Below are 18,220 nucleotides of genomic sequence, written 5' to 3'. Positions count from 1 at the left end.
CGACTTTTAAAAGTCAGTCAGTCCTTTTTAAAATGGTCAAAACCTTTAATGGAAAGCCTGTGACCATCAGAGTAAAGGCCAGGCCCTGGAACAATTCTGCCCAGCTTCCAGGCTCTTTCCAGCTTTAACTTGACCAAAGGCCAGTCCTGTTCCCTGCATCCAGCCAGCAAAGCATAGTCCTCCCCGCCCTGCAGGGAAAAAATCAAAGGATCATGATCATACTCTTGACAGTATTCAAGGACCTCAGAATGAAACCTGATATCCATATCCAGAGCTACTCCATTCCCCTCAGCCAAAAATCTGGGCAGATCAGCAGCCAGACCGTCTGATACGTCCATCATTCCACAGGCCAGCCCTGATTCAGCCAGGATTATGCCCTCCCTGTTCAAAGGCCTGGGCCGCAGATGGCTCTGAACCGACTTTGGGAATCTGGCCGAATCAGGGTCTTGCTCTTCCAGTATATGCAACCCGCACCTGGCCAGACCAATTTCACCAACTACAAACAAAAGATCGCCAGGAAAACATCTCTTTCTCAGCATAAAGTTATCAGGGCTTTTTCCCCAAATGGTTATGCCCAGACCCAGGTACGGTCCAAAACTTAAATCCCCTCCAGTCAGGGCCAGCTGATGCTCTTGAGCCAGATCAGCCATTCCCGCCAGCATGGACCTGCAGAAATCTTCATCCAGATACGCTGGCCAGACAAGGTTCAAATTAAACCCCAGAGGCATGGCCCCATGGGCAGCCAGATCGCTCAAATTTACAGCCAGGGCTTTGTGTCCGATGTCTGCAGGCTGGAAATAATCAAGTCGGAAATGAATATTCTCCAGAAAAAGATCACTGGTCAGGCAGATCCTGTCCGGACAACTCAAAACTGCGCAATCATCCCCCCTGCCCACCACCATATGGGGATGGGAATTGGGGAATGCCTGGTCGATCAGGGCCAGAAACTGGTCTTCAGATCTTATCATTTTAAATCTCTGCTGGATAGCCGAGCTAATCCTCTATCTCCAGGTAGTCTCCACTGATCACCTTGAGGCCGAATCCGGGGAAATTGACCTTATACTTATTAGGGGGCATGGCCATGACAATCTTGCCCCGGCCAAATATTTTGTGCTTGCAGTAGGCACTGGCCGGTACATTGGCGGTTTGCTCAACCATTCGTCCGGGCCACTGCTTTGCTTTCACTTCTTCCCTGGGTTTGAGGCTGCCCAGATGATTCTCCTTGAGTTCCTGGAAGCTGTCCTGGGAAAGTTCCCGGATAAAGGGACTTTCCAGAACAGGCTGGTTAAAGCCGCTTCCCCGGTGATAAACACTGGCTGGCACAAAAAGTCCGAGATAATCCCTGGACCTGGTACAGGCAACATAGAGCAGCCTTCTTTCCTCATCCATGTCCCGGGGATCCTGCATGGCCTGCCTGGATGGAAACCGGTCCTCCACAAGGTCGATGACCATTACTGCCGGCCATTCCAGGCCCTTGGCTGAATGAATGGTGGACAATACCAGGGCGCCTTCTCTGGCTGCAGTTCCCAGGGGATCGGAATTTTCCAGGACCATGTCTGCCAGGAATACTTCCAGGTCGCTGTATCCAGCCACAATCTGTTCCAGCTGGTCAAGTCCGCTCAGTCTCTTGGGCAAGTCCTCGGCATGTTTTTTTTCCAGAATGGGCCTGTAAAATTCGATTATGGAAGCCACAATCCGGGACGGTTCGTGTTCCTGTCCGGCCAGGCTGGCCAGCAGATCCCTTAGCTGAGCAAAGTCTTTGTTTTTAGAAGCAAACTTGAGCAGGTCCTCATGACTGCCTGACTCATAGGCCCTGAACAAACGCTCGGCTGTTTTGGGACCAACCCCGGGGAGCAGTCCCAGTCCCCGTTTCCAGGACAGAAGATCCGGAATTGAGCCCACCATCCTGACCAAAGACAGAACATCCTTGATGTGGGAGGCCTCAGAAAACTTGATGCCCCCAAATTTCTGGTAAGGAATTGAAGCCTTGTTCAACTCCACCTCCAAAGGATAGGAATGATATCCAGCCCTGAACAGAACTGCAATTTCATGAAGAGGATATTTTCTGCTCAGCTCTTCTATCTTGACCAGCATGGTCCTGGCCTGGCTCATGTCGCTCACCGGACGGATCAGCTCGGGTTTCAAACCCTGGGTTCGATCAGAAAATAGCTTTTTGTCAAACTTCTGATCCATGTGCGAAAGGATATCATTGGTCAGATGCAGGATCGGCTGGGTTGAGCGATAGTTCTGCTCCAGCCTGATGACCCGGGTTCGGGGATAAAGATTGGGGAAGTCCAGGATATTGCCCACATCTGCACCCCTGAATCCGTAAATGGACTGGGCATCATCACCCACCACCATGATATTTCCCTCTTCCGAAGCAATGAGCCTGGCCAGTCTGGCCTGGACCAGATTGGTATCCTGGTACTCGTCCACCATGACATATTTGTACACAGCTCTGGCGAACTCAAGGACTTCCCTGTGTCCGGAGAGCAGTCTCTCCAGGAAAAAAAGCAGGTCATCGTAGTCCACCAGGCCCAGGCGCTGTTTTTCAATGACATAGGCCTGTTCGATGCGCTCAAAGTCCTCCAGGTAAGTCCGGAGATGAAAAGCGTCTCTTTCAACCAGATTTTCCAGAGATACCTCCTTGTTCCTGGCCTTGCTCATCAGCGAAAGTATCGTCCTGTTCCTGGGAAAGGAACGGTCCCCTTTTCCCAGTTTGAGTTCATTTCTGATACCTTTGATTATCTCCTCGCAATCCCCTGAATCCATAATCTGAAAACCATTGTTAAAGCCCAGGACATTGGCGAACTTGCGAAGCATGAGATAGCTGAAACCGTGGAAAGTTCCACCGCTGACGCTGCCCAGCTCCTGTCCCAGGAGATGACCCGCCCGGAAGAGCATCTGGTTGGCGGCCTTGCGGGTAAAGGTAAGAAGAAGAATATGCTCCGGAACAATCCCCTGCTCCACCAGATAAGCCAAACGGTAGACAATGGTCCTGGTTTTGCCGCTTCCGGCCCCGGCTATGACCAGGACCGGACCCTGGGTACAGGTTACTGCTTCCAGCTGGCCTGAATTAAGGCTTTTTTCATAATCTATCATAATCTGTTGATTCTCCTATGAGACTTGATCACTGCTTGTGATCTGCTGCGCCCATGATCCCTGCCCCAGGGAGTATATGCCTGATCTTCTCCGGCCTGGTCCCTGCGGAATCATAAAAAAACACGTCATCAGGACAATGGGTGCCTGTCCGGCTGTAATGGCCGAAAACATCCCTGCGGTCAAACTTGGCCTTGAGGTCGAACCCTTTGCTGGGAACACAGAGGAGATCAGGTGGAAGACCAATGCCGGATGGGTAAATCTCCTCTCCATAGTACACAGAATCCATGACCTTACGGCCCTGATACTCAAGCTGGAGCAAATTTTGTCTGATCCTTTCTCTGATCCCGGCGTATTCGACTTTATTGACGCACCCCCTGCTGAAGCGGCTTCTGGAATGGATATAAATCCGGCCTGGGTCCAGGGCAAAGGCTTTGCTGGTCAGGTCCATACATCCCATATCCAGTTCATTGAACGGATTCCTGCCCAAGCTTAGATAACCTTCATTGCGCAAGAAAGTGTTGACATCAACTTCTGATTCAAGAGCTGTAAAACCGTGGTCAGCCACCACCAACAGTCTTTTGGGACCAGCAAGGTCATTGAATCGCTCCAGCACATGGCCGGCAGCCCTGTCTATATCCTTTAACACCGTCATACAGTTCCGGTGCAGCCGATGCCTTTCATCCAGGATGGCGTCCTGAAGAAAATGGCTCATCCGGTCAAGTTCGGTGAACACAATAACAAATAAACTCCAGGCCAGATCCGGCCAGAATAAGTCAAAGGCCCTGACCCTGGAGCAGACTGTCTCCCTCAGGTCTTTTAAAAGCAGGTCCGGTCTGGTCAAGCCCCTTACAGTGTCAGCCTCCAGCCTGTAGTCAATCCGCTCCAGCATCGGTAATAAAGGCCTGGGAAAAACTGCCTGCTCAAGGTCTAAAGCCACAAATCCGGAGATCATCATTCCCTTCAGACTGGGAGCGGGATAAGTGCAGGGCAGGTTTATCAGTTTGCTGAGCATGCCTCTATTTCCAAACCAGTCCCAGACAGTGCTGGCCTGAACCGAATTCAAGTCCACCAGATGCATTTGGTAGGTTGCCGGATTTACCTGGGTAAACCCATATACCCCGTGCTCTTCAGGACCCCTGCCAGTGAAAAAAGAAGCCCAGTTCACCGGCGAAACATCAGGTAGTTCCGAGGATACAGCATGGGTGTGGGCAGAGCCAATGATTGGGGCCAGGTTGGTGAAGATCCCTTTGTCTGCCATTTGTCTGGCCAGGGCCAGGCTCAGGCCGTCAATGCCCAGAACCAGTGTTTTTGGGAAGTGCTGATGCATAAATGTGGAATAATGGGGAGTTAACCGTGCAGAACAAATGATTTCTTGACGCTTGGAACAGACAAGGCTAATTTACATCTTTCGGAAAATCAATCCTTCCAGCCTGCCCGGGTGGCGGAATTGGTAGACGCCAGGGACTTAAAATCCCTTGCAACTTTGTTGCGTGCCGGTTCGACTCCGGCCCCGGGCACCAAGCGTTCAACCAACAGCTTAACCCCCGAGTCTGCCATGAAAAATCAATTAAAACTCTGTTTGCATCATCAGATGCTGATGCTCTTGGTTTATATTCTGGCTTGGCAAATTTTCTTTCCCTGTCCGGCAAATTCCCAGCCAGCTCCCCATTCTGACATCATCCTGCTCAACGAACAGAAGATTAATTCTCTGAATCCAGATAAGCTACCTGCCTGGTTTGTTTCCTTGGACAGTTCCATTGCGCCGAAGCCCATAACCATTACCGAACCCCTTTCCAACACTGTTTTCCCCCCGGACATGGCCTCCCCGGTTTTCTTATGGACCGACCAGACTGAAAGCAGGGCCTGGCATATCTCCATCGAGAACGGCAGTAAAGAAGTACTACAGATGCTGGTGGGCAATCCCTGGTGGATGCCAGATCAAAAGACCTGGGAAAACATAATTGAACTTGCCGGTCCAGATCAGCTCAAGATGCACATTTCTGGGCTTGGTGACAATGATCTGGACCGGATCGTTTCCAGAGGGTCCATCATTTTTCAATTTTCTGAATATCCGGTGGATGCCAAGGTAATGTTCATGAGGAAACCCCTTCCCTTTTTGGAAGCCCAAAAAAAACCTGAAAAAACCGAACTGCTTGTCGGCAGACTTGACTCTTACGAACCGCCCCAGAACATCCTCTATCCTCCTCCAGTTTGTGCTAATTGCCATGCCTACTCAGCCGACGGCAGGTATATCACCATTGACACTGATTACGGCGGTGACAAGGGTGGTTTTATTTTCTCTGCCATGGATGATGAGATAATAGCTCAAGAAGGAACTGTTTTTTCCTGGAATGAGCTGGAGCCGGTTCAGCCAGCCTCCTACAGCATGGGACTTTTTGCCCAGCTTTCCCCAGATGGCCGACATATTGCTGGCACAGTAAGTGAAACTTCAGTATTTATCATGATGGATGATATTTACTTTTCCCAGCTCTTTTACCCGGCAACAGGCAAGATCGGCATTTTCAACACTAAAAAACAGAACTTCAGCCTTCTTCCCGGAGCGGATCTGCCTAATATGGTCCAGACCGGCCCCACATGGAGTCCGGACGGACAGAGCATAGCTTTTTCTGCCACTTCCACTGATCCTGACCTTATTTCCAAAGTTATGGACAGGACTATTAGAGATGAAAGCTCAGACCAGACCATTTTTGAACTCAATGAAAGGTATCCAGTTCAATTTGACATATATACCGTGGACTTCAATCAGGGTAAGGGGGGAACGCCTAAGCCGCTGCCAGGTGCCAGCAACAACGGATACAGCAATTACTTCCCCAGATATTCGCCGGACGGAAAATGGATCGTCTTTACCAGAAGCCCTACCGGACTGGTCCTGCAGCCGGACAGTGAGCTCTGGATCGTGCCGGCCAAGGGTGGAAATGCTAGACCTCTGGCTGGAAATCAGCCGGTCATGAACTCATGGCATGCCTGGTCACCCAACTCCAAATGGCTTGTCTTCACCAGCAAAGCCAGATCTGCATTTACTGAGCTGTACCTAACTCATATCAATGACCAGGGAGAATCCAGCCCAGCCATTCGCTTGTCCAGGTTCAGCAGCAATGATCTGGCCGCCATGGTACCTGAATTCATTCCGAGACAGTCCACGATTCCCCAGTCAATCATTTATGGGCCGGACGCTGTGGGTGAAAGTATGGCCATAGACGGCAGATAAAGAAACGGCCGGGAAAAATGTCACCCCCCCCGGCCGTCTTTTCCAGGCAGCTAAAACAAATTATCTTCCAGTTCCTGCAAACAACCTCATTTGGGTACCCATATCCCATACCCCATTGGCGCCGAGTCCACTGGCCATCTGGAAATTCTGCAAAGCACTCCTTGAGCCTGGCCCCCAGAGCCCATCTATGGCCATGTTGTAAAACCCCAGCTCCGCAAGCCTGGTCTGGATCACTGTGGCATCACTTCTGTTGGAGGTATCAAGGAACACTCTGCCTTGGGCTAAAGGACCTTCATGAGTCTGCTGTGCCTCCAGAGTTTGGTCAAGTTGGCCTTGATAATTTTTTTCCGTTTTAAAAAGCCCAATTAGCACTTGGTCTTTATTGTCAGGCAGAATTGAAGAATTGGGTTTATAATAAACCTTGGTGTAAAATACGTCCCGGTCCAAGGCAAAATTGCCGCCAAACATGGCCACCCGCCAGCCGTCATAGTTGAGATAGCTAGGTACAACCATGGAATTTCTCTCATGCAAAGTTCTTGAGACCACAACATCCAGTTCTGCTTCCGGGGTAAGCCGATCCATGACAAAAACAGTCATGATAAGATCATTACGCTCCCTTCTGGGGGCATTTCGAATCCGCTGAAAAAAAGTCATTTTCATCAACTCTTCTCTTTGCCGAACCTCTTCCTGGGTCGGAGTCATCCTCAGTGCTCTGGTCGCCACTTCGGTGTAAAAGGCATAGAAATCATCGGCAGACTTCAATGCTATGGCAAATTCTTGACTGGAAATGATGTAGGCCTGGACTTCGGGAAATACTGGTGGTGTAGGAAGAACTATTGACCTTGCAATCTCAATACCGTCTGTATTCAGCCTGTATTCCGCTTTAAAATAGTTCACGGCCCGTCTGCTGAAAGGATCATCAAAGGTCAGATAGCCTTCTAAGACACAGAAGTAGTTATTTCTGGATACTTCTGTTGCCTGAAAATCCTGGATAGTGACCGATGTAACTGAAAAGGCCTCATAATCAAAATATGGCTCAGCCACAAAATGCCTTCCTGTCTGGGAAAAATTAACATTCTTCAGTAACGTAGGTTCCTTGCGCAACCTTTCAACAATGGCTGCAGTTACCAGGCGAATATGGCCGGGCAGCTCATTAATTGATTGAACACTATGTGCAGGCAAAACAACTTCAAAGGGTGCCACTTCAAACTGAGACCTGGACTGATCCAGATGCTGCTGGATATGCTGCTGCACCTTGCATCCAGACACAAAAAAAATGAATAGAAGGAGCAATCCGATTTTATATGCTTTCACTTTCTACCTCCGCAAAGCAATAGTGAGGGCCATTAACGGTATTCCGGAGTCATTACAGGCCGAGGGGCATAATCCATCATGCCATAATCAGGGGTATGGGGCTGATCAACTGTTCTTGTATACCCCCCCTGAACTCTACCTCCCGAACTTGATCCCGAGCCACCACCGGCAAATGAAGTAGCTATATCCGTCATCACATTAACTGCATGAGGCAGCTTGGACTGTATGGCAGACTTACCAGCACCCTGGAGAACCCGTTGGACCAGCCTGGCATCGTTGCCAGCCATATAGTCACCCATTGCTTCGGCTGCTCCTTTCAGCGCACCCTGAGCTACGTCAGAAGCCATAGAAGTGGTGCCCCCCGAGGCAAAGCCAGCACCCCAGCCCAAGGCAGTATTAGCCTTGTCAACTATATTGGCAACGTCGTAAACCGCATCGGATATTGCCTGATCCCTGGCAGCATAATCCCTTCCCCATTCATGACTGAATTGATCCCGTTCAAGCTGCCTTCTTCGTTCTTTATCTTCATGATCCTTCTGCATCTTGTCAAAATCAAACTGATCAAATCCTTCCATTGCTTGATCTATTCCAGTAACCTCATAGTCAGTAGGCGAGGAAAAACCATCTCCTCCACCACCTCCTCCTGATGAACCCCCGGCACCTCCAGAGCCACCACTTGATCCACCACCATAGCCAAAGGCAGATAAAGGCATCATGAGGACAACTACCAGAATTACTCCAATAAAACACTTTACAGTAGACCGTTTCATCGTTTCCTTCCTCCTTAAAACTGCATCAATTCAACAATCCAGCTTTACAAGATTTATAAAACAAGTCTGCTCCAGGTTAAAGTCGTCCGGCGTGTAAACTTTTGTCAACTTTAATGTAGACCTGAGATGTTTTTTTTATAATAATGGAAATTAGTTGCTCAAAGGCTCAATATGATTAAAACCTATCTTCCAGGCCTCTGTCTTGGCTGTTTTCTGCTCTGGCTTCTGACCTTTCCCATGGAAGGAGCCCTGCCAGGTGCAGAAAGAGATCCAGCCTTCTTTTTTTATTATCTGATCTCCCACGCATGCACTCTTCTGGCCATTGCCTTTTTTCTGCCTGGCCGGCTTCTGGAAAAAACCAGTCTAGCCGCCCTGGCCCTGACCATGGGCGCCACTCTGGTATTTCCATACTTTCATGAATACTGGATTCCCCTGACATTGATTGCTGGCAGCAGTTCAGCCTGGCTCATGGTTAAAGCCGGGGTCATGATCAAAAATTCCCCCAAGCCTTTTGTAAACTCCGCTCTGGGCCTGATCCTGGGTAACATCTTTCTGTTTGTCATGGCTGTGCTTGCATTAGGCAACACCCACTATACGGTGATAGCCCTGCTGCTTCTGCCCTTGATCTTCAAGTCCGAACCAGTGGCCAGAAAAAAAGGAAAAAACATCACCAAATACTTTCCCCTGGTTTTCGTATTCTATCTAGTCAGCGGACAGATGTACGGTTACCTGGACGTGATATATGCCCAGGCTGCCATATTTACAGGACTGGAGGTGAGCTTCTATATTATTACGGTTATTCTGGGGGGCCTGCTGGCTGGAAAAAACCCATCTGTAGCCCTGGCCTTTGGCATTGCCCTGAGCATGCTTTCCCTCTCATTTCTGCACAGCCTGGAGCCTGGGCACATCAATACAAGCATGTACCTCAAGCAGGCATCCAAAGGTTTTGTGGATATATTTGTGTTTTCCGTAATGCTCTCCCATAGAAATCCAGTATTTTCCTTTGGAGCCATTGCCGGAACCATCTGTCTGGGCCTGACAACCGGTACCCTAATCTCCATCTTTTTAAGCGAGTTCGTTCTTTACACCGTAGTCATAGGTAATATTGCTTTGGCTGCTGTTGTAGTAATCTTCTTTTTTATTCAAAAATTCCATCATCCCCGGGAAAGCATTAATCAGATTGCCAAACCAGAGGATGCCCTGGCTGACACTGATGAAAACCAGACAGTCCTGCCATCAAAAGACGTCCCCCAACCAGCTCTTAAGCTTGAAAAGCTGATTAATGAGCAGGTTATGAATAAACTTTCTGAAAGAGAAAAAGATGTCATTCAGCTGGTCATCGTGGAAGATATGATATTCAGAGAAGCGGCTTTAAAACTCGGCATATCCGAGTCTTCGGTAAAAACATATATGCATCGAATCTATGAAAAGACCGGAGTGAGCAATAAGCAGGGGCTCAAGAGGCTTGTTCAGCAGCAATAGGAAATGTCCTTAAAAACATTGTCCAGGATTTCCAGTTTATCTGCTTAAAGGTATATCGTCTCCACTTTCAAAAAAATCCTCGATATTCCTGAATGTTACTGTAGTTCCGCCACTGGTGACAAAAAAACCGTCCCTGGCAATAACAGTCCCTTCAAAAAAAGCTCCGCCAAAAAAAACTCGTCCATTGGGAGCAAAAAGCACTCCTGTAAGGCCGCTTCCTCCCAAGCCGGTGATAGTTATATCGCCTGTGCTGACAATTACCACATTTTCAGCGGTTGGCCTCCATGCAGTGGACGTATAGTTAGCAGCAAATATTTTTAAACCGTCAACCAAAGCACCGGATGAAACATAGCCGCGATCAGCATACCATTGTTCCGGCCTGGGACCTGGAATATCATATTCCGGCATTTGCAATGTATGATCATACCCAGGGGCGCCTTCAATCTCATCAACACTCACTAATTTCGCCAGAATTGATTGATCATAATTGCTGGGATGAGCCAGATTTCCAGAATAATAGATTCTTGAATCAGTAGAAAGCCATGGTGTCCAGCCCAACTCAACATTACCGTCTACATAGACATTGCCGTGAATTCTTGCGTCTTTAAGCCGAAAATTACCATTAACATATACGTCACCATAAATATCTCTTCTGCCTCCCCACAACTCAAGGTCTCCACCAATATAGATCACTCCTGGTTCAGTGCTGGACCCCAGACTTGCGCTTCCGCCATCCAGGCTGACACTGCCGCCGATATAAATGTTGGTTACAGCAATAGAGGCACCCCGGTTAAAATCTTCTGTATCCAGGCCCCCCTGGATAACTATGGTTGCTCCGTGTCCGACGATGTTACTTCCGGCAAACTCCAGCTGATTCCCGTATAAAAAAACATTCTCATCAATTATGAACTCTATGAAATCTGGATCATCACCGTTACCGTTACCATTTCGAAAATACGCAAACAACGCGGTCAGAGTCTCTCCGGGATTGACATTGCTCCTCAGGGTAATCTTCAGTACACAATTATCAGCAGAATTATCCTGACTGCAATCACTCTCTTCATATGAACCATTGCTTTTCGCAAAAGCAATAAGCTCGTTGATCTCCAAACTAGCCTTGCTTCCAACGATAGCCGGGACAACATCTCTGAAACTTTGCAGGGATTCGACGTCTTCAGGCAAGTCTCTGCGATATTCTCCAACAATTTTTGCCATGACCGAACTTAGCTTGGTCGCATAGCTCAACCTTTCAAGAGATTCATGGCTTTTAGTCAGTGCTGTGCTCATGAAAGGGACCATCACAGCAACCAAAACGCCGCCAACAGCAATTATGACTATTATTTCAAGAAGGGTGAAGCCTGATTTTGTGTGAGTTATCTTACTGAGCATTTAGAACTTTTCCGAGGATATAATGGGACTCCCTGGAGGTAGCAGCAAGTACAGTCCCAACAGATTCAACTTTCACGCTTGATCCATCGCTTGTAAAAGTCAGGATGATCTTTTCACTTTCCTGGTTTTCGTTTAAGATAATAGTTCGAGTTTCTGGTGCCACTTCTTGATCCTTCCAATCCCAGCCTGATAAATCAAGGGGGTCCATAACATCCTTCAGTCCCCAGGCCCATTGAGCATAATTAATCCCAGACATAGCCAGATATCTGGACCGGTCAGAAGAGTTGTAGGTAAGCTCAGTAAACGTGGATGTTGTGGTCAAAGAAATAATTCCAGCACCCAGGGCACCGGCAACAACCAATACTGCAATCAGGTAGATAAGGATTGAGCCCTGCTGCCTATATCTACAGGCATTCTCTTGAATGTCTCGTCTTTTTTTCATTTCCATGAACTATTAGTGGCCTTATTCAGACACGGCAATAGTCTTTTCAAAAAACTTATCTATACTATTGGCACCCTTCATAGTCAGAATAATAGTAAAATAACCGTGGCCCAAGTTGTCATCGTCTATTTGAAAACTCTCTACCCTGTCGGTCAGAACAAATCCATTGAAAACCAGTTTATCTGCTTCTCTTATAATCTCATTTCCACTTACAAAACCTTCCCCGGGATAATTTGCATCATAGCTTATTGTGTAGTCCGAAAAAACAATACTGTCGCCGCTTGCATAAGCCATCTCCACCGCAATCCTGGTCAGAGCAACCTGGGCCTTCTGGCTCAAATGGGCATTGTCTTCGGCCCACCTGTAACTCTGAACCATTTTGACCATGAACAAGCCGCCAAATACTCCCACTATTCCCACCAGCACTAGGACTGTGATCAGTTCAATCAATGTAAATCCCTGAGACTGCTTCATGCCATCACTCCAGGATAGCTGGCACTGGTCCCTGACAGGGCCTCAGCAGAAAGCATTTTTTCATCCATGAGCTTCTTGCTAGGGAATAAACCCGGTTTCAGGGGTAATGGTGATGACCTGGTTTCCAATGGTTATGGTCTGGCCGTTGGGATCAGGAATGCCCCTGGCCGGGCTGAAAGTTATTGTGCCAACAGGACTTAAAGTCATTTTTTCCAGATCTTTTTTACGTTTGCTCTCTCCAGGCAGATTTACCGGCGCCTCATCTCCATCTCTTTGCAGGGTGTATGAACCACTTTCAAGCTCAATCCCCCAGGGAACAATATCGCCCATGGCCCTTAATTGGGCATAGCGCAAATGGGCCTTTAAGGTGCTGGCTGCTGCAATCTCATCAGCCCCGGAATCCTGATACCTGGCTACTGCCACTGCAGCTATCACCCCCAGGATGACCAGGACAGCAATAATCTCAATCATGGTAAAGCCGGGACAGCAGTCTTTTTCTTTAAGACCTGAACGTTTGAAGAACTTATCCATAACCATCTGACAGCTGTGTAAGTTAATCAGCATTAGTCTATTATAAGGAAATAAGACTAACTTTAACTCCATTAGTTGAAAATTGCAAAATCCGATAAAAAAAATATAAAGAAGCTTCCTTCATTTGTACCATCCAAATGAAGGAAGCTCCATATAGTTCATAGTTGTCTGAGTTTTCTTTTCCTTACTCACAACGAGATGCAAAAACACCCGTTTGAAAAACTATGAGATGATATCAAAATAAAACTAAGGGACAGGCCAGTAAAATGTACATACATAATCATCAGCCCCAGATGGCCAGTCTTCGTGTCTGATATCTACAGTCCCGTCTGAAGCATCTGTACAGGCAGTATAGTTATCAAATTGCCATCCGCCTGCAATATTTGTTGCACTACCTTCTGCACATGCTGTAGCTGCAGCAGCAGATGAATCTTCTCCACTTACCAGCTCTTCAGCAAAAGTCAGGTAAACATTAGCTCTTATTGCACCACATGCTCCCAGACCTGCCGCATCTCTGGCATCTTCCTGCAGATTAATAAATCTGGGTACAGCCACTGCAGCCAGAATACCCAGAATAACTATCACTGCAACCAGTTCAATCAAAGTAAAACCACCCTGTCCGCCTTTAACATTTGTCATCTTCATGAATTCTCCTTTTGGCCTTTGCAGGCACGTTGTTATCAAAAAAATCCAACCCAGCCTGAATACGCTAAAACAATTTTCTGACAATTCTAGTCATCTCCCTGCATTAACAGCAAGCGTAATGCCATAGTAAAAAATTACGCTTAAGCACCTCCATTAGACCATTTGAACCAGATCCCACATGGGCATGAAAATGGCCAGGGCAAAAAAGCCAACTACCCCTGCCAAAGCCACCATGAGCACCGGGCCCAGAATCTCAGACATGCGATTGACCATATAGGCAACTTCATCATCATAGTGGACTGAAATATCATGCAGCATTTCATCAAGGTTGCCTCCTTCCTCTCCAACGGCCACCATGTTAATCACCATTGGCGTGAAATATCTGGCGGATTTCAATGGACCGGCTATGCCCCGGCCTTCCCTGAGTTGGACCTGAAGCCTGTCAAACTCCCGGGAAATGGCTTCATTGCCAATGGTTCTGGATAAAATGGACAAAGTATTGATCACGGAAATTCCACTGGCCTGAAGTATTGAAAAAATACTGGCAAACCTGGCCATTGCCCCTTTGATAAGTACTGGCCCCAGTACTGGCAGCTTCAGCAAAAGCCGGTCCTTGTGGAGCCGACCGGTTGGGGTTCTGACATACAGGATCAGACAAAGGGCAGAGAATAAAAAAGCAGATAAAGAAACCGGCCAGTAGACAATCAGCCATTCATGCAGGCTGATGGTAATCCTGGTGGGCAGGGGGAGTTCAATCCCGGCCGACACAAAGGCCTGAACAAACTGAGGCATGACAAAACCAAGCAGGAAAAAAAACGCCCCTGTCAAAGCCATGACCACTATCAAGGGATATCTAAGGGCAGACTTGATATCCGACCTGACCTTATGCTCGTGCTGCAACAGATACACCAGGCGATCAAAGACCTCTGGCAGCCTTCCGCTGGTTTCTCCGGCATGAACCATGCTGCAGTAAAGTGGAGAAAAGACATTTGGATGCTTCCGGAAAGACTCATAGAGGGTCAGGCCTGAGTCGATATCTGTGGCAATCTGCTCAGCAGCGCGACGAAGTTTGACATTCTCGGTCTGTTCCCCCATTACGCCCCACAAGCTGCTCATGGGCAGTCCGGCCTTGAAAAGCGTCCTGAACTGTTTGGTAAAAAGAATCAGCTCAGCAATATTCACTCTTACCAGGGTCTGTCCCAGTCCTTTGGTCAAAGCTGCAAGGCCCGCCCTGGATGCAGGCCGGACCTTGACAGGGATCAGGTTCTGCCTGGCCACGCGCTCCATTGCCTCATCAGATGACCGGGCCTGTATGACCCCGGCAACCTTTTTGCCCGCCTGATTTATGGCCTGATAAGAATAATCCATGCCTGCTGCCCTGTCTTCTCCGCCTCTAAGCCATTACCACCGTCAGAGCTTCCTCCACAGTGGTGATCCCCTGACAAACCTTGCGGGCTGCATCATCGCGCAAAGTCGAAAGTTTGCCAGCCTCCACACACTGTCTGGTGATCTCCCCTGCCGAAGCCCGGCCCATGATCATATTCTGGACCTCATCATCAATAATGAGTATTTCAAAAACCGCTGTCCTGCCCTTGAAGCCTGACCCCCCACAATTGTGACAACCCTTTCCGTGCAGGAATTTACAGCCAGGGGAGGATTCCAGGCCCAGACTGGCAAGTCCGGCTTCAGCTGGTTCATAGGGCTCGGCACAATTTGGACAAACCTTACGGACAAGACGCTGGGCAAAGGAAACCAGAAGAACTGAAGATATGAGAAAAGGCTCAATCCCCATGTCCAGAAGTCTTACTATTGCCCCGGCCGCACCGTTAGTATGGACTGTAGACAAGACCTTATGTCCGGTCATGGCCGCCTGGACAGCTATATTTGCGGTCTCTCTGTCCCTGATCTCCCCCACCATAAGGACATCCGGGTCTTGACGCAAAATTGAACGCAAGCCCGATGCAAAGGTCATCCCGGCTCTGTGATTAAGCTGAACCTGCCTGATTCCCTTAACCCTGTATTCAACCGGGTCTTCCAGGGTGATTATATTTACATCAGGCTGGTTTATCTGCTTGAGTATTGCATACAGACTGGTGCTTTTGCCACTCCCGGTCGGCCCGGTAGACAGGATCATGCCGTATGGCTTTGTGATTATTGATTTAACTTTTTCCAGGTCGGATTTCCCCATTCCCAACTGTTCCAGGGTGTACATGCCGGCACTCATGTCCAGCAGGCGCATGACCAGATTTTCACCGTAAATGGTGGGCAGAGATGAGACGCGCATGTTGATCTCCCGCTGGTCCATAGTAACTGTAAAACGGCCATCCTGGGGCACCCTGGTCATGGAGATATCCATGTGGGCCAGAATCTTGATTCTGGAAATCATGGCTGGAAAAAGTTTTTTCGAGGGTGCCGGGACCTCCCTCAGCCTGCCGTCAACCCTGAATCGAATCTGAACTTTGTCCTTATCCGGACTGATATGGATATCGCTGGCTTTATCATTAACAGCCTGGGCAATTATGGAGTTCACCAGCCTGATGACCGGGGCCTGATCGGCTTGAACTTCCAGCGCATCTACGTCCATTTCTCTGGAATCTGAAGTCAATACATCAACATCATCAACTGGCGTAATCTCACCGACGCTCTCAAGAACATCATCAATTCCGGAATACATTCCATACATTGTAGTAAAAAGTTGATACAGTTCGGACTGGGTGCAGACTATCGGCTCAACTTCAAGGTCAGCGTAAATCTCAAGGCTATCCAGGGCATCGATATCCAGGGGGTCGGACATGGCCACAACCAGGACCCGCCCTTTCAGGTAAAGCGGAACCGTTCCATGCTGTCTGGCAATGTCCGGGGGGATCACATCAGCCATGGCCATTTCCAGGATATGTTTTTCAGGAGAGTACCTTGGTATCCGAAGCTGTCTGCTCAGAAGATCAACAATGTCCTCTTCCCGGCAATAGTCATGCTGCACCAGGAATTGACCCAGCTTGACACCAGAACCCTTACTGTCCTTTAGCGCTGACTGCAGCTGGGATTCAGTAAGAATACCTTCCTGGACAAGCATTTCACCAAGACGATATCTTTTTCGCATCAGTTGTTTTCCGTTTGTTCATCTTGACTGGCTGATATTTTTTTCATTAGTCCGCGTCCGGTTCTCATTGGCTCACAAGGATCATAACAGCAGATCCTGGTCTCCCAGACTGAGTAATTGGACACTTACAGCGTCTTTATCTTTAGCCATACTCTCCATCAAGGGGGATGCATCTGCCGGGTCAGAAAAACTCCTGCCCCAGGCCACATAGTAGGTCAGGCCGTCCTGGTTACTCCAGACCGACAGGATACGAAGGGTCCTGTGGTTTAACCTCATCAGCACTTCATATGCTCTATCCAGTTCATTAAACCTGCCCAAAACGATCCAGTTTTGCTCGTGCTCAGCTGGAGGCCTGGGCTCAAAAGTCGGGAGATATACTTTCTGGCCTTGAAAGATCCTGCTCATATCTGAAATATGCGGATTGAGCTCCCCAACCTGGAGCACCATGCCCTGGCTTGAGCGTCCGTATATCCTTTGAAGCATGTTCCACAAGTTCTCATCCTTGCCTACGGTAACAAATCCAAGCTGGTCCGGAATGGAATCTGTCATCCTGACAGGACTGCTTCCAGACCGGTCTGGCTGAGTCCAGGGAATTCCACCGGCAATTGACCCTGCCTCGTCCGCAGAGAGAAAAGCCCCAAGTCGATCCCTGACGGTCTGACCTGCATTGATATCAGAAGGATGCCCATCTGTCCGGGTGGTGGTTATGGACCCGCCATCTTTTTGGATGTGCCCAAAATAAAATACAAAGCCGGCTCCGGCTAATAAAACAGCCAGGACCAGAAAGGCCCGTGTCCAGGGAAAAAAACCGGCTGGCTCAGGCTGATTACTCCAGGCCCTTTTGACCAGAGCTGGGGTCACCCTTTTTTTGTTGGTAATGATCATCAAAAGCATCAACCGATGACACAAGTTGATAATTCTTCTGGGGTAGCCTTTGGTCAGGGAATAAATGGTCTTTGTGGCTGAACGGGTAAAATTCAGAGATGGACGATCTATTGAACGATAGTCCAAAGCCTTTTCCAGACGATAGCTGATCATCGCAGCTGCATCCTGACGGCTTAGTGGCCCAAGGAAACAAGTCGTGCTTATTCTGTCGGCAAAATTGGGATGTTCCTTCAAAGCAGCTTGAAATTCATTCTGAGCAAAAATAATGATCTGCAGCATTTTATGCTCATTGGTTTCATAGTTGAGCAATTCCCTCAGTACTTCCATACAGGCGGATGAAATCTTCTGACCTTCGTCCACAATAAGTACAATATTCTTTTTCTGCTCAACAGTTTTGAGAAAAAGATAATTCTTGATCAATTCTTTATACCCTGAAGCCCATGCAGGAAGACGATCTCCAGAACTGGATGATCTGAACATGGAGTTAAGGCGCCCAAGCATTTCAACTTCGCTTGCAAAGGAAGGATCAAGAATCAGATGGGTTTCAATATCCGGGTCGTCCTGAAGGTTGCGGATAAGCATGCGGCATATGGTGGTCTTGCCGGTACCAACTTCCCCCAGCACCACGCAAAGACCACGTTTGAGACGAATGGAGATCTCAAGTTTCTGCAGACAGTCCAGGTGAATGGCAGATTCGAAAAAAAAGTTCGGATCCGGCGAATTGGAAAAGGGATCTGTTTGAAAGTCCAGAAGTCGGTAATATTCCATCTACAACCAGGGGATCAAAATTCAAGTTGCTGATTAAGCTTATGTAATACTTGGTCACCGGTAGAAGTTTTTTGCTGCCGGTCCATCTT

The 18,220-nt window shown here is 48.3% G+C and carries 15 protein-coding genes and 1 tRNA gene; 3 read left to right on the top strand and 13 right to left on the bottom strand.

Annotated features, from left to right (window positions below; genetic code table 11):
* Nucleotides 1–17 precede the first annotated feature (17 nt).
* Genes thiL through P771_RS16285 form a run of 3 tightly spaced genes read right to left on the bottom strand, consistent with a single transcriptional unit; the run spans nucleotide 18 to nucleotide 4,429 of the window.
* Nucleotides 18–968 carry a thiamine-phosphate kinase gene (gene thiL, locus P771_RS0103110; protein WP_035243830.1) on the bottom strand — a complete coding sequence of 317 codons (951 nt, stop codon included), beginning with the start codon at nucleotides 966–968 and terminating at the stop codon, nucleotides 18–20.
* A gap of 25 nt (nucleotides 969–993) precedes the next feature.
* Complete coding sequence (locus P771_RS0103105; protein WP_035243828.1) at nucleotides 994–3,102, bottom strand: ATP-dependent helicase; 2,109 nt, start codon at nucleotides 3,100–3,102, stop codon at nucleotides 994–996.
* A gap of 28 nt (nucleotides 3,103–3,130) precedes the next feature.
* Nucleotides 3,131–4,429 (bottom strand): alkaline phosphatase family protein, encoded by a 1,299-nt coding sequence (locus tag P771_RS16285; protein ID WP_035243826.1) that lies wholly within the window; start codon nucleotides 4,427–4,429, stop codon nucleotides 3,131–3,133.
* Nucleotides 4,430–4,534: 105 nt separating this feature from the next.
* Between P771_RS16285 and P771_RS0103095 the strand changes: the two genes are divergently transcribed.
* Both P771_RS0103095 and P771_RS0103090 read left to right on the top strand, forming a co-directional pair.
* Nucleotides 4,535–4,622, top strand: a tRNA-Leu gene (locus P771_RS0103095).
* 77 nt (nucleotides 4,623–4,699) lie between these two features.
* Nucleotides 4,700–6,331, top strand: coding sequence for a TolB family protein (locus P771_RS0103090; protein ID WP_161635936.1), 1,632 nt, complete (start codon nucleotides 4,700–4,702; stop codon nucleotides 6,329–6,331).
* 60 nt (nucleotides 6,332–6,391) lie between these two features.
* Here P771_RS0103090 and P771_RS0103085 read toward each other — a convergent pair whose 3' ends face one another.
* Complete coding sequence (locus tag P771_RS0103085; protein ID WP_028573977.1) at nucleotides 6,392–7,645, bottom strand: peptidoglycan-binding domain-containing protein; 1,254 nt, start codon at nucleotides 7,643–7,645, stop codon at nucleotides 6,392–6,394.
* 32 nt (nucleotides 7,646–7,677) lie between these two features.
* Entirely contained in the window at nucleotides 7,678–8,415 is a 738-nt protein-coding gene (locus P771_RS0103080) for a hypothetical protein (RefSeq protein ID WP_150112117.1), read from the bottom strand.
* Nucleotides 8,416–8,586: 171 nt separating this feature from the next.
* Here P771_RS0103080 and P771_RS0103070 point away from each other — a divergent pair, with 171 nt between their 5' ends.
* Complete coding sequence (locus tag P771_RS0103070; RefSeq protein WP_028573975.1) at nucleotides 8,587–9,897, top strand: LuxR family transcriptional regulator; 1,311 nt, start codon at nucleotides 8,587–8,589, stop codon at nucleotides 9,895–9,897.
* Nucleotides 9,898–9,933: 36 nt separating this feature from the next.
* Here P771_RS0103070 and P771_RS0103065 read toward each other — a convergent pair whose 3' ends face one another.
* From P771_RS0103065 to P771_RS18130, 8 genes are all read right to left on the bottom strand, one after another.
* On the bottom strand, nucleotides 9,934–11,286 hold the full coding sequence (locus P771_RS0103065) for a prepilin-type N-terminal cleavage/methylation domain-containing protein (protein WP_028573974.1): 1,353 nt from the start codon (nucleotides 11,284–11,286) through the stop codon (nucleotides 9,934–9,936).
* Nucleotides 11,276–11,734 carry a hypothetical protein gene (locus P771_RS0103060; RefSeq protein WP_028573973.1) on the bottom strand — a complete coding sequence of 153 codons (459 nt, stop codon included), beginning with the start codon at nucleotides 11,732–11,734 and terminating at the stop codon, nucleotides 11,276–11,278. Before P771_RS0103060 ends, P771_RS0103065 begins: the two co-directional genes overlap by 11 nt.
* A 15-nt stretch (nucleotides 11,735–11,749) precedes the next feature.
* On the bottom strand, nucleotides 11,750–12,202 hold the full coding sequence (locus P771_RS0103055) for a prepilin-type N-terminal cleavage/methylation domain-containing protein (RefSeq protein WP_028573972.1): 453 nt from the start codon (nucleotides 12,200–12,202) through the stop codon (nucleotides 11,750–11,752).
* Nucleotides 12,203–12,280: 78 nt separating this feature from the next.
* Nucleotides 12,281–12,733, bottom strand: a complete 453-nt coding sequence (locus P771_RS19095; RefSeq protein ID WP_244147282.1) for a prepilin-type N-terminal cleavage/methylation domain-containing protein — start codon at nucleotides 12,731–12,733, stop codon at nucleotides 12,281–12,283.
* Between the two features lie 246 nt (nucleotides 12,734–12,979).
* Nucleotides 12,980–13,378: a prepilin-type N-terminal cleavage/methylation domain-containing protein gene (locus P771_RS19155; RefSeq protein WP_051617072.1), complete on the bottom strand. Its 399-nt coding sequence runs from the start codon at nucleotides 13,376–13,378 to the stop codon at nucleotides 12,980–12,982.
* Nucleotides 13,379–13,531: 153 nt separating this feature from the next.
* Nucleotides 13,532–14,746, bottom strand: coding sequence for a type II secretion system F family protein (locus P771_RS0103040; RefSeq protein ID WP_028573971.1), 1,215 nt, complete (start codon nucleotides 14,744–14,746; stop codon nucleotides 13,532–13,534).
* 25 nt (nucleotides 14,747–14,771) lie between these two features.
* Complete coding sequence (locus tag P771_RS0103035; protein WP_028573970.1) at nucleotides 14,772–16,478, bottom strand: GspE/PulE family protein; 1,707 nt, start codon at nucleotides 16,476–16,478, stop codon at nucleotides 14,772–14,774.
* Nucleotides 16,479–16,559: 81 nt separating this feature from the next.
* Complete coding sequence (locus P771_RS18130) at nucleotides 16,560–18,131, bottom strand: AAA family ATPase (RefSeq protein ID WP_051617071.1); 1,572 nt, start codon at nucleotides 18,129–18,131, stop codon at nucleotides 16,560–16,562.
* Nucleotides 18,132–18,220: the final 89 nt, after the last annotated feature.

The organism is Desulfonatronovibrio hydrogenovorans DSM 9292 (genome assembly GCF_000686525.1).
Taxonomy (GTDB): domain Bacteria; phylum Desulfobacterota; class Desulfovibrionia; order Desulfovibrionales; family Desulfonatronovibrionaceae; genus Desulfonatronovibrio; species Desulfonatronovibrio hydrogenovorans.
The sequence above is the reverse complement of the archived record's forward strand: the minus strand, read 5'-3'. Positions and strand labels throughout refer to the sequence as shown.

What these genes read in the sequence shown, in the direction of transcription:
- thiL (WP_035243830.1), bottom strand. Translation starts at nt 968, where the DNA reads ATGATAAGATCTGAAGACCAGTTTCTGGCCCTGATCGACCAGGCATTC.
- P771_RS0103105 (WP_035243828.1), bottom strand. Translation starts at nt 3,102, where the DNA reads ATGATAGATTATGAAAAAAGCCTTAATTCAGGCCAGCTGGAAGCAGTA.
- P771_RS16285 (WP_035243826.1), bottom strand. Translation starts at nt 4,429, where the DNA reads ATGCATCAGCACTTCCCAAAAACACTGGTTCTGGGCATTGACGGCCTG.
- P771_RS0103090 (WP_161635936.1), top strand. Translation starts at nt 4,700, where the DNA reads ATGCTCTTGGTTTATATTCTGGCTTGGCAAATTTTCTTTCCCTGTCCG.
- P771_RS0103080 (WP_150112117.1), bottom strand. Translation starts at nt 8,415, where the DNA reads ATGAAACGGTCTACTGTAAAGTGTTTTATTGGAGTAATTCTGGTAGTT.
- P771_RS0103070 (WP_028573975.1), top strand. Translation starts at nt 8,587, where the DNA reads ATGATTAAAACCTATCTTCCAGGCCTCTGTCTTGGCTGTTTTCTGCTC.
- P771_RS0103065 (WP_028573974.1), bottom strand. Translation starts at nt 11,286, where the DNA reads ATGCTCAGTAAGATAACTCACACAAAATCAGGCTTCACCCTTCTTGAA.
- P771_RS0103060 (WP_028573973.1), bottom strand. Translation starts at nt 11,734, where the DNA reads ATGGAAATGAAAAAAAGACGAGACATTCAAGAGAATGCCTGTAGATAT.
- P771_RS0103055 (WP_028573972.1), bottom strand. Translation starts at nt 12,202, where the DNA reads ATGAAGCAGTCTCAGGGATTTACATTGATTGAACTGATCACAGTCCTA.
- P771_RS19095 (WP_244147282.1), bottom strand. Translation starts at nt 12,733, where the DNA reads ATGGATAAGTTCTTCAAACGTTCAGGTCTTAAAGAAAAAGACTGCTGT.
- P771_RS19155 (WP_051617072.1), bottom strand. Translation starts at nt 13,378, where the DNA reads ATGAAGATGACAAATGTTAAAGGCGGACAGGGTGGTTTTACTTTGATT.
- P771_RS0103040 (WP_028573971.1), bottom strand. Translation starts at nt 14,746, where the DNA reads ATGGATTATTCTTATCAGGCCATAAATCAGGCGGGCAAAAAGGTTGCC.
- P771_RS0103035 (WP_028573970.1), bottom strand. Translation starts at nt 16,478, where the DNA reads ATGCGAAAAAGATATCGTCTTGGTGAAATGCTTGTCCAGGAAGGTATT.
- P771_RS18130 (WP_051617071.1), bottom strand. Translation starts at nt 18,131, where the DNA reads ATGGAATATTACCGACTTCTGGACTTTCAAACAGATCCCTTTTCCAAT.